This is a genomic window from Sphaerospermopsis kisseleviana CS-549, from assembly GCF_028329225.1.
Lineage (GTDB): Bacteria > Cyanobacteriota > Cyanobacteriia > Cyanobacteriales > Nostocaceae > Sphaerospermopsis > Sphaerospermopsis kisseleviana.
In genome coordinates this window covers 1-11,136 of record NZ_JAQMTI010000123.1, presented here as the reverse complement: position 1 = coordinate 11,136, position 11,136 = coordinate 1, and the positions used below count along the sequence as shown (strand labels likewise).

Sequence of the window (11,136 nt, the reverse complement as noted above, 5' to 3'; positions counted from 1 at the left end):
CTTTTTCATCAATGTTCCCTGTGACTTCTATTGCTTTCATTTGTTGATCCGGATGGTTATTTATATTTAGTTTAACGATTACTGGCAATTTTGAGTTTCATCACTGACTCTTTTATGAAAAACATTATATGAATGTACTCGTTTTTGGTTGCTACTTGATTTCAGTTTAGGCAAGGTATTGATTCCGTAAAAATACCCATGTTAGATTAGGTGTTAACGAGTATGATCTAAAATATAATGTTTAGCATCTAGTTGTTATTTACCATTTGATTAACCAGGAATATAGATAATGGCGCTTGGTTTACCTGAGTTTGTTGAAAACCCTGAAAATCGTTGTCCGGTAGTTCTGTTATTAGATACTTCTGGTTCAATGTCAGGGCAACCTATAGAGGAGTTAAATACAGGTTTGGTGGCTTTTAAGGAAGATATATTAAAAGATGCTCATGCTTCTTTAAGTGTGGAAGTGGCTATAGTTACTTTTGGACCTGTGCGACTTATACAAGATTTTGTTACTATAGACCATTTTACACTGCCAAAGCTAGAAGCAGATGGTGTAACGCCAATGGGTGAAGCGATAGAATACGCTTTAGATTTAGTGGAAAAACGTAAACAAACGTATAAGGATAACGGTATTCTTTATTATCGTCCTTGGGTATTTTTAATTACTGACGGTGCGCCTACAGATTATTGGCAAAATGCAGCGCAAAGGGTGAGGGAAGGAGAAGAACAGCGCCGAATGTTGTTTTTTACTGTTGCTGTTCAAAATGCGGATATGAATAAACTCAGAGAAATTGCACCACCTGGGCGGTCTCCAGTGATGTTAAATGGCTTAGATTTTCGTGCTTTATTTGTTTGGCTTTCCACTTCTATGAAACGGGTTTCTAGTGACAAAGTAGGGGAAGCTGTAGCATTACCGCCGGTGGGATGGGGGCAAATTACAACTTAGAGGATGTATAAGTAAGCTATAAGAACCTCTCCCTAACCCTCTCCTAAGAAGAGAGGGAATACGAAAAGATAAGTGGTGAAACGGCGTATTTTAAAGCCTCTCCCCTTGTAGGGAAAAGGTTTGGAGAGGGGTTTTGAGTTACAAATATCCTATAAAATCTAATACAATATACAGGATTTATTAATTGTGAGTTGGAAAGCTATAGCGCGTTTTGCGGTGGGAACGAGTCATCAAGAGCAAAAAATACCTTGTCAAGATTACGGACATTATCGCATTTTTAATGATGTGATTGTGGGTGCGGTTGCTGATGGTGCTGGAAGTGCTAAATATTCTCATATTGGTTCTAAACTAGCGGTAGAAACTACGCTCAAATATCTTTCTACAATTAGTGAGTATCTTCAGCAGCGAAAACGATGTTGGCAGAAGGTTTCTCAACCACTTTCAGAACAAGAAGCAAAAAAGCTTTTTACTAAAACCGTTAATCATGTAATTTCAGATTTAACAAAACAAGCAGCAAATAAAGATTATTCTGTTAATGATTTAGCTTGTACATTATTGGTTTTTATAGCAACTCCTGAATGGGTTGCAGCTATGCAAATTGGAGACGGGTTTATTGTCATGAGTTCTCAAGATACAGAATATCAAATGTTGTTTAAACCAGATAAGGGGGAATTTTTCAACGAGACAACTTTTGTCACTTCAGTGAGTGGACTGGAGGAAATGCAGGTAAAGGTATTTTCAGGAAAGCAAGAATTTATTTGTGCTGCTACTGATGGACTAGAAAAAGTAGCAATTAGATTTAGTGACTGGCAACCTTTCCTGCCGTTTTTTAAACCTTTAGAGGCATATTTGCGAGAAACAGAAAATCCTGGATGTGATGGAGAGAATTATATTATGGATTTTCTTGAGTCTGATAGGTTAAATGCTCGTACTAATGATGATAAAACTTTGGTTTTATGTTTGTTTGAAAAAGAGATGTAGTAGACTAAATTAAATGATGGGCGGGCAGGATGCCCAGCCCACAAAAGTTACAGCACTTTCTGGTGTTATGAGGTACACCACGGGCGGGCAAGACTTGTACTGAGCGGTTAGTGAGCTTGTACTGAGCGACCTGTACTGAGCGCAGTCGAAGTAAGTCGAAGTGCGGAGTCGAACTATGTCGAAGTATGCCCACCCCACAAGAGTTTTAAGCTGTTATGCCTTTAACTTGAATAATTAATACAAGCAAGATGCTTGTGCTAATGTAACTTCAGGTTTTTTAATTATACAGTTTAGTTGCACATCAGCTTATTATAGTAAAAACGGATGATTGCTAGACTTTTGCCCAGGCAAAAATCTTTGTATAGCAATACTCTTAGCGATTTAAATAGTAAGGCTGTAACCCGTTTTTAGTATATCAAAATTTGTACCTCATAGCAATGGAATCTGCTGTATATCCCACATTCCGAACTTCGCTTTGTAATACATGAAAATTACGAAAATTACGGTTAATGGTGGTTGAATAGCGATCTCCGAATGGCTATAATTAATACGTTTAAATATTGAATAATATCAACATTTTTTGTAAAATTTATTGAAGTATTAACGTATGACATTTTGAAGTGCGAAAAGTCGGTTATATATTGATTGTGGGACGGGCTTCTAGCCTGTCCTAGTAAACAATACTATTTGATATTGATTTCATCCCATTAACTGAAAAATTATATGACGTTTCTAATTTGTGATAGTACGAGTGAAAGAATTACTTTGTTAAATGAAATAGCTGCTAGTGGAGAAGCTAAAGTTTGGCGAACTAATCATCATGGTTATTTAGCTAAAATTTACCATTCACCAACACATGAAAGAATGGAAAAATTAGCGGCAATGATAGCGCACGCACCAAAAGAGCCAAATTCCCATCTTAATCATATTTCTTTTGCTTGGCCTAATTCATCATTAAAAGATGATAAAGGTGATTATGTAGGTTTTTTAATGCCAGAAGTTAAAGGTGGAAAAGAGCTTATTAATATTTATAACCCCCAGCTTCGTAAGAGCTTAAAGCTTGAGATTGATTGGCGTTTTCTACACACTACGGCTTTAAATATTGCTTCAATTATTGCAGCATTACATGAAGCTGGTTATGTATTAGGTGATATTAAACCACAAAACATTTTAGTTAATAATCGTGCTTTACCTTCAATTATTGACACAGATTCTTTTCAGGTGAAAAATCCTAAAAATGGTAAAGTTTATCGTTGTTTAGTTGGTTCAGAAGGATATACACCACCGGAATTAATTGGTGAAGATTTTTCTAGGATTGAACAAACGGAAATACATGATAGATTTCGATTAGCAGTAATTATTTATCAATTGTTATTTGGTGGTAATAGTCCTTTTCAGGGAATATGGACAGGTGGGGGAGAAACTCCAGAAGTTAATGAACTTATTAAGCATGGTATATGGTTGTATTCTCAAAATAGTTTGATTGAGCATGTAGAGAGAACAATTCCTATGATAATTGTTCATCCTGCAATTCGGGAATGTTTTCTCAGATGTTTTAATGATGGGTATAAAAATCCTCATTTACGTCCGACTGCTAAGGAGTGGTTAGAGGTTTTAAGAATAGGAAATGATAACTTAACTGTATGTGATAGGGTAGATAGTCATTTTTATAGTAGAACTTATGGTAGTTGTTATTGGTGCGATCGCTCTACAAAGTTGGGTGTTGATATTTTTGCTGGTGTTGTTAAGGTAAAACCATCTCTTATTGTGGAATCACCCCTACAAACCCTCACTGGTCATTCTAACTTGGTTACGTCAGTAGCATACAGCCCTGATGGTAAAACTCTGGCTAGTGGGGGTGACAAGACTATCAAACTGTGGGCTGTAAAAACGGGAAACCTCCTACAAACCTTCACTGGTCATTCTAACTTGGTTACGTCAGTAGCATACAGCCCTGATGGTCAAACTCTTGCTAGTGCAAGTAATGACAACACTATCAAACTGTGGGCTGTAAAAACGGGAAACCTCCTACACACCTTCACTGGTCATTCTTACTGGGTTGGGTCAGTAGCATACAGCCCTGATGGTCAAACTCTTGCTAGTGCAAGTAATGACAACACTATCAAATTGTGGGATGTAAAAACGGGAAACCTCCTACACACCTTCGTTGGTCACTCTAACTCGGTTTGGTCAGTAGCATACAGCCCTGATGGTCAAACCCTTGCTAGTGGAAGTCGTGACAACACTATCAAACTGTGGGAAGTAAAAACGGGAAACCTCCTACAAATCTTCACTGGTCATTTTCACTGGGTTACGTCAGTAGCATATAGCCCTGATGGTCAAACTCTTGCTAGTGCAAGTAATGACACGACTATTAAACTGTGGGAAGTAAAAACGGGAAACCTCCTACAAATCTTCACTGGTCATTCTCACTGGGTTACGTCAGTAGCATATAGCCCTGATGGTCAAACTCTTGCTAGTGGGAGTGGTGACAAGACTATCAAGATTTGGCGGTTAAAGTAGTCATTGATAGGATTTTATTAGCAATGATCTATTTTATCATCCTGTAAATCCTAAAATCCTGGACATCCTGATTCAGACAATTTTACTAACATATTTCCTCACCATAAATCTATGAATCATAAAGTTTTTTATCTTAACGGTAAAAAAATCAATAACAAACAAACATTTTTAAAACAAGCTGCTGAAGCAATAGAATTTCCTGCATACTTCGTCCATAACTGGGATGCTTTTGATGAATGTATTACCGATTTAACATGGTGTCCGGCTCAAAGATATGTCATATCATAAGATCATGCTGATATCTTTGCTCAAGCTAAACCGACGCAATACCAAATAGCATTAGATATTTTAAATTCAGCCCAGGAATACTGGGAAGGTAATAATATTTTTTTCAAATTTTTAACTATTAAAAAATAGCTTGTCTGAATCAGGATAACCAGGATTTGAGGATGTACAGGATTGTTATTTATAGATTATCTGTGAAGATTGAATAATTATAAATTCTGATTCAGATAAAAGATATATTCCCTATCATTATCATTAACAAAAAACCATAAATAAATGGTCAAAAACATCCTGTTAATCCTTTAATCCTGGATATCCTGATTCAGACATTATTAACTAATACTCCAATCTTCTAAATGCAAATTTGGCACTTTTTCAAAATCCTTCCAATTACGAGTAACTAAAATCCCATCGACTGATAAAGTAATTGCAGCAATGCGTAAATCTTGAGTACCAACGCGGATTTTTTGCTTAACTAATTCAGTGTAAATATTACCCGCAGCTTCGGTAAATTGTAGGACATTTAGACTATTTATGTCTTCTAATGTATCCTCTAACCTAGCATAAGCTAAAACTAATTCATTTGCTGATTCGCACCTGTTAATAATATTCAGTCTTCCCCGTAGTTGTTCTGTAGCGGTGATAATAGTTATGGCAATAACTTCAGGATTAAACATGGTTAATTGCTGTCTAATCAAAAAATTACCTCGTTGTAATAAAGATAGATGATCTGTATCTAATATTCTTAAATTATTCACTTCTTTATTAACCTTTATTCATTAATTGCATCTAATTCACGACGATATTCTTCTATATATTCCAACATTTGATCAAATTGCGGATCATCCTTATATTTACCCGCTATTTTCATCCAAGGATTTTCTGTTTTTGGTGCTGCAATTTCTAAAGTCACGATCTTAGCATTTCCTAAACGAGCTTGCAGAATTTTATCTAATGCTTCTATTGCTTCCGTTTCTGTATTTCCTACACCTTGACATTCTGGTAAACTCAATAATGTCGCTTTCACAGTTCCATCTGTTTGATTTTCTATCAATAGATCATAAGTTGATTTAGGTGCAATTTTCAGTGAAGATTGAGACGCAGATTGTTTAATGTCTAAAATCATAATTCTGTCACCTTTTTCTTGGTAAGATAATTATAGCAGAGATTACATAATATATAGCAATAAATCATTTTTAGTTATAATTGGTGCTTTGATTTGATGATGATGACAAAATCACCATCCTGTAAATCCTTTAATCCTGGATATCCTGATTCAGACAAAATCATCATCCTGTAGTTTATGGATATTTCAATATTTGTTGTTAAAATAGAGCAGTTTCCGTTATTATGACGTACAGATGTTAATGATAAAACTCTTGTAGTGCGGGCATACTTCAATAAGCTCAGTAAAAGTCTTGCCCGCTAATAGTTTCTAAATGAAGAAACGAGTATAAATTTAGCTTTGTTATTTGCGACAGTTCAACCACTTTCTAAAACTGAAAGAATTGCTAATATTGCCCAAGGAATAAAATCCATGAGTTATGAAGAATCCCATTATTGGTTTGCTAAGATTAGTCATGGGAAGCGTAGTCAGGCATTAAAAGCGATTAGGATATTAAGCTGTTACACAGCTAAATTGTATAATCCTAATATTCTGAACTCTTGTTTAACAGGCAAGATGCCTGTTCCACTTATACAAATTAAATGCACAACAGCTTATTAGGAGACTGAGGTTTGTTGACTGATGACTGTTGAGTTTGTTTTGAAAGGTAATAAACATGGCTTACAGTGATTTTAAATTAAGTGAAATTATCCAGAAATTTGGGTTGACACTAAATGAAGTATCAGCGTTATTTGCAGATACAATGGAAGAAGAACCCAGTGATTTACTAACAACAATTCTCAAAGAGAATGTTGATTTAGCTGTTTCCATTAACACTGAAAAAGCCCGTTCTGAAATGATAATTAGCCCGATTTTACTAGAATTAAGAAGAAAGTTAAATAATCAAATCAGTCTATTTTCAGGGGTAGATTTTAATGTTGATAATCAACAAGGTTTAAATGGTTTTTGTGATTTCCTAATTTCTCTTTCTAAAGAACAGCTTTTTGTTCGCGCACCTGTAATTATATTGGTAGAAACCAAAAATGAAAACTTGAAATCAGGTTTGGCTCAATGTATAGCAGAAATGATTGCGGCTCAGTTATTTAATGAGAAAAACGAAAATAATATTAGGACTATTTATGGTGCTGTAACTATTGGTACTATTTGGCAATTTTTGAAGTTAGAAGATAAACTTGTTTCCATTGATTTAAGTGAATATTATATCAAGGATGTGAAAAAGATTTTAGGAATTTTAATCAGTGCAATTAAGCAGGAATAATTTTTAATGTAGTGCGGGCATCTTGCCTGCAATTTGAAAATAAAAATCTTCCTGCCTACGGTATCTACCACATTTCACCCCATTCAATTGATATCCTTGAACTCCTGAATCATTGAAATCCTTAATCTGGAAACACTTTTTCAGGAAAGCCTATTTAGACCTATCATACCAAAAATACTCATAACTTAATCCTTGTTTTTAAATTTAAATTCATCTAAACAAATAAAATCTTATTTACATTAATAATCCCAAAAACATGAAAAAAATCTAAAAAAAATCTAAAAAAAATCTAAAATAGAGATAAATCAGCTACAAAATATGCTGCAAGCGAATGTAACACAAAGATACAAAACTTCAACATTCCACAGCCTGTCCACAGTAGGTACTTATGCCAACAGGCAGATTTAGATTACAGAATTGACATACTTCTTAATAAATCAGCAGCGTTACCGCAAAACGTTCTAATCTAAAAACTGAACTGGGTTAATTTACTGGCAGTTTGACTGGCGTACTATACATAAATACACCAATATGTCAAGCCAAAAAGCAACCCAGACTTAACACATAAGCTTATTTATAGGAGTTTTAGAAATCCAATGAGTGTTAAGGCAAGTGGTGGAAGCTCAGTTGCGCGTCCGCAACTATATCAAACCTTACCTGTAGCGACCATTTCCCAAGCAGAACAACAAGACCGCTTTTTGGGAAGAGGTGAACTAAGCGAACTGGGAAGCTATTTTGCTTCTGGTGCAAAACGTTTAGAAATCGCCCAGATCCTCACCGAAAATTCTGAGATCATTGTTTCTCGTGCGGCTAACCGGATCTTCGTTGGTGGTTCACCAATGGCTTTCTTAGAAAAGCCCCAAGAACCGGAAATGGCAATGGTGGGCGCTGGTGCTAGTGTGCAAGAAGGCATGAAACTAGGAACAGTCACCTACGTTGAAAGTCGTGGTGGCTTCTTTGAAAACCTCCGTTCCATCTTCAACACTTCCGCAGGTGGTCCCACACCTCCTGGTTTTAGACCCATTAACGTTGCTCGTTATGGTCCTGGCAATATGTCCAAGAGCTTACGGGACTTGTCCTGGTTCTTGCGCTATGCTACTTATGCCATTGTTGCCGGCGACCCCAACATCATCTCTGTAAATACCAGAGGTTTGCGGGAAATCATTGAAAATGCTTGTTCTGGTGAAGCTACCATCGTGGCTTTACAAGAAATTAAAACTGCTTCTTTGTCATTCTTCCGCAAAGATCCTGAAGCAACAGAAATCGTGACTCAGTACATGGATGTGTTGCTGACTGAGTTCAAAGCACCTACACCATCCACAAAAGTCCGTCAACGTCCTTCTGGGGATCAACAAGGTTTACAACTACCTCAAATTTACTTCAACGCAGCAGAACGCCGTCCCAAGTACGCTATGAAGCCTGGTTTGTCTTCTAGCGAAAAAACTGAAGTAGTCAAAGCTGCTTACCGCCAAGTATTTGAGCGCGATATTACCCGTGCTTACAGCTTATCCATCTCTGACTTAGAATCCAAAGTTAAAAATGGCGATATCTCCATGAAGGAGTTTATCCGCCGTTTAGCTAAATCTCCCCTTTACCAAAAACAGTTTTATCAACCCTTTATTAACAGCCGGGTAATAGAACTGGCTTTCCGTCACATTTTGGGACGTGGACCAAGCAGCCGGGAAGAAGTGCAAAAATACTTTGCAATTATTTCTAACGGTGGTTTACCCGCTTTAGTGGATGCTTTGGTAGACTCCAAAGAATACGCAGATTACTTTGGGGAAGAAACCGTTCCCTACATTCGGGGTCTGGGTCAAGAAGCTCAAGAATGTCGCAACTGGGGACCACAGCAAGACCTGTTTAAGTACAGTGCGCCTTTCCGCAAAGTACCTCAGTTCATTACCACCTTTGCAGCTTACGAACAACCATTACCTGATCAACATCCCTACGGTGCTGGTAATGATCCGCTAGAAATTCAATTTGGGGCGATTTTCCCGAAAGAAACCCGCAACCCCAGCAGCAGTCCTGCACCTTTTGGTAAAGATACCCGTCGGATCTTGATTCACCAAGGACCTGGTATCAATAACCAACTCAGTAACCCCGGTGCGCGTGGTGTTGCTCCTGGTGCTTTGGGCGCGAAAGTGTTCAAATTAGACCAGTTACCCGGTACTATGAGCAGAAATGCTGGTAAGGGTACAAGTGTTAAATTCTCTGAAAGCTCTACCCAAGCAGTAATCAAAGCTTGTTACTTACAAGTATTCGGTCGTGATGTTTACGAAGGTCAACGGCTGAAAGTTGCAGAAATCAAACTGGAAAACGGCGAAATCACCGTCCGCGAGTTTGTGCGGATGTTGGCGAAGTCCGATTTATTCCGCAAGATGTACTGGACATCTTTGTATGTTTGTAAAGCGATTGAATACATTCACCGTCGCTTGTTAGGTCGTCCTACCTACGGTCGTCAAGAAAACAACAAGTATTTTGATATTGCTTCCAAAAAAGGCTTCTATGCTGTTGTTGATGCCATCCTTGACACTGTAGAGTACAGTGAAGCTTTCAGTGAAGATACTGTTCCTTATGAGCGTTATTTAACACCTGCTGGTGTTTCCTTGCGTCAACTGCGTGTGGGAACTATCCGTGAAGATATCAACAAAGTTGAGAAGGAAGAAACTCCTCGCTTTGTGGAGTTGGGTGAAGTTAAGGAAATGCGGACCCAACCAGATATTGACTTCCGTATTAACCAAGGTGTTACCAAGCAGCGTGAGCAAACCAAGGTCTTTAAACTGATCGCTGGTATTGGTGATAAAGTAGCGGTAAAAACTTTGATTGGTGCTGCTTACCGTCAAATTTTCGAGCGTGATATTCCTCCTTATGTTGCTGGTAACGAGTTTACTGATTTAGAAAGTAAGCTGGGTAACGGAGAAATCACCGTTAAGGAATTTATTGAAGGTTTAGGTTGTTCTAGCCTGTACGTTAAGGAATTTTATACACCCTATCCCAACACTAAAGTGATTGAGATGGGTACTAAGCATTTCTTAGGCCGTGCGCCAATGGATCAAGCTGAAATCCGCAAGTATAACCAAATCTTGGCTACTCAAGGTATCAAAGCCTTTATCGGTGCAATGGTGAATAGTGCTGAGTATGTTCAAGCTTTTGGTGAAGATACTGTTCCTTACCGTCGCTTCCCAACTTTACCTGCGGCTAACTTCCCCAATACTGAGAAGCTTTACAACCAGCTAACCAAGCAAAATGATGATTTGGTTGTACCTAGCTTTGAGACTGTGAAGCCTCGGATCAAGACTGAGAATACGCCAATGTTAGCGAATGCGATCGCAGATTTGGCGGCTCAAGCTAGACAAATGGACAAGACCAAACCCTTGTTCATTGAGTTAGGTCGTTCTTTCAACGATGGTCGTGGTCAGTCGGTAGAAGTTGGTGTTGGTACAAGTCGCCGCAAACCAACCCGTATTTTCCGCGCTACCACTGGTACAAATTCAACTGAAACCAATCAGGTAATTAACGCTATTTATGTTCAGGTGATGGACGTATTTAGCGGGCAAATTCCTGACTATTTACGCCGCAGTGATTTAGATAGCAAACTGCGTAATGGTGAAATTACCGTGCGTGAATTTGTCCTAGAGTTGGCAAGTTCAGAAATTTACCGTAAGCGTTTCTACACACCCTATCCCAACACCAAAGTGATTGAATTTTTATTCCGTCACATTTTGGGACGCGCACCCGCAACCCAAGGCGAAATCCGCCAATATAACAAACTATTGGCTGATAGCGGTTTAAGGGCGGCTGTAGAAACAATGGTGAATAGCCCAGAATACGCTCGTTACTTCGGTGAAGACGTTGTACCTTACAACCGCTTCCCCTCCTTACCTGCGGGTAACTACTTGGGTAGTGTGAAAGCTGAAGCTGACCTGGTAAAACAATCTTGGTCTAGCTTGTCTCCTTCTGTTTTAACCGGTCGCGGTGGTAGATAGGTGACTGGGGACTGGGGACTGGGGACTGGGG

Annotated in this window: 8 protein-coding genes and 1 pseudogene; 7 read left to right on the top strand and 2 right to left on the bottom strand. The window is 38.2% G+C overall.

Annotation, left to right across the window (positions count from 1 at the left end):
• The first annotated feature begins 289 nt into the window (after positions 1-289).
• The 4 genes from PN497_RS10675 (at position 290) to PN497_RS10660 (ending at position 4,738) form a co-directional block, all read left to right on the top strand.
• Complete coding sequence (locus PN497_RS10675; protein ID WP_096567326.1) at positions 290-946, top strand: vWA domain-containing protein; 657 nt, start codon at positions 290-292, stop codon at positions 944-946.
• Positions 947-1,132: 186 nt separating this feature from the next.
• Entirely contained in the window at positions 1,133-1,927 is a 795-nt protein-coding gene (locus tag PN497_RS10670; RefSeq protein WP_096567328.1) for a PP2C family serine/threonine-protein phosphatase, read from the top strand.
• 723 nt (positions 1,928-2,650) lie between these two features.
• Positions 2,651-4,450: a WD40 domain-containing protein gene (locus PN497_RS10665; RefSeq protein ID WP_272110098.1), complete on the top strand. Its 1,800-nt coding sequence runs from the start codon at positions 2,651-2,653 to the stop codon at positions 4,448-4,450.
• A 111-nt stretch (positions 4,451-4,561) separates the two neighbouring features.
• Positions 4,562-4,738, top strand: a complete 177-nt coding sequence (locus PN497_RS10660) for a barstar family protein (RefSeq protein ID WP_096567331.1) — start codon at positions 4,562-4,564, stop codon at positions 4,736-4,738.
• A gap of 329 nt (positions 4,739-5,067) precedes the next feature.
• Here the strand turns inward: PN497_RS10660 and PN497_RS10655 are convergent, their stop codons facing one another.
• Together PN497_RS10655 and PN497_RS10650 are read right to left on the bottom strand one after the other, a co-directional pair.
• The gene (locus tag PN497_RS10655; protein WP_096567333.1) at positions 5,068-5,493 is read right to left on the bottom strand and encodes a type II toxin-antitoxin system VapC family toxin; all 426 of its coding nucleotides are present in this window, start codon (positions 5,491-5,493) and stop codon (positions 5,068-5,070) included.
• A 14-nt stretch (positions 5,494-5,507) separates the two neighbouring features.
• The gene (locus tag PN497_RS10650) at positions 5,508-5,861 is read right to left on the bottom strand and encodes a hypothetical protein (protein ID WP_096567335.1); all 354 of its coding nucleotides are present in this window, start codon (positions 5,859-5,861) and stop codon (positions 5,508-5,510) included.
• 321 nt (positions 5,862-6,182) lie between these two features.
• Between PN497_RS10650 and PN497_RS26000 the strand changes: the two are divergent.
• The 3 genes and pseudogenes from PN497_RS26000 to PN497_RS10635 form a co-directional block, all read left to right on the top strand.
• A pseudogene (locus PN497_RS26000) lies at positions 6,183-6,461 on the top strand (DUF7680 family protein); the annotation flags it as partial.
• Between the two features lie 55 nt (positions 6,462-6,516).
• Complete coding sequence (locus PN497_RS10640) at positions 6,517-7,119, top strand: hypothetical protein (RefSeq protein ID WP_096567337.1); 603 nt, start codon at positions 6,517-6,519, stop codon at positions 7,117-7,119.
• 596 nt (positions 7,120-7,715) lie between these two features.
• The gene (locus tag PN497_RS10635) at positions 7,716-11,105 is read left to right on the top strand and encodes a phycobilisome rod-core linker polypeptide (protein WP_096567339.1); all 3,390 of its coding nucleotides are present in this window, start codon (positions 7,716-7,718) and stop codon (positions 11,103-11,105) included.
• The last annotated feature ends 31 nt before the right edge of the window (positions 11,106-11,136 follow it).

Excerpts from the sequence above, each read along its gene's own strand:
- PN497_RS10675 (WP_096567326.1), top strand. The coding sequence starts at position 290 with ATGGCGCTTGGTTTACCTGAGTTTGTTGAAAACCCTGAAAATCGTTGT.
- PN497_RS10665 (WP_272110098.1), top strand. The coding sequence starts at position 2,651 with ATGACGTTTCTAATTTGTGATAGTACGAGTGAAAGAATTACTTTGTTA.
- PN497_RS10660 (WP_096567331.1), top strand. The coding sequence starts at position 4,562 with ATGAATCATAAAGTTTTTTATCTTAACGGTAAAAAAATCAATAACAAA.
- PN497_RS10650 (WP_096567335.1), bottom strand. The coding sequence starts at position 5,861 with ATGATTTTAGACATTAAACAATCTGCGTCTCAATCTTCACTGAAAATT.
- PN497_RS10640 (WP_096567337.1), top strand. The coding sequence starts at position 6,517 with ATGGCTTACAGTGATTTTAAATTAAGTGAAATTATCCAGAAATTTGGG.
- PN497_RS10635 (WP_096567339.1), top strand. The coding sequence starts at position 7,716 with ATGAGTGTTAAGGCAAGTGGTGGAAGCTCAGTTGCGCGTCCGCAACTA.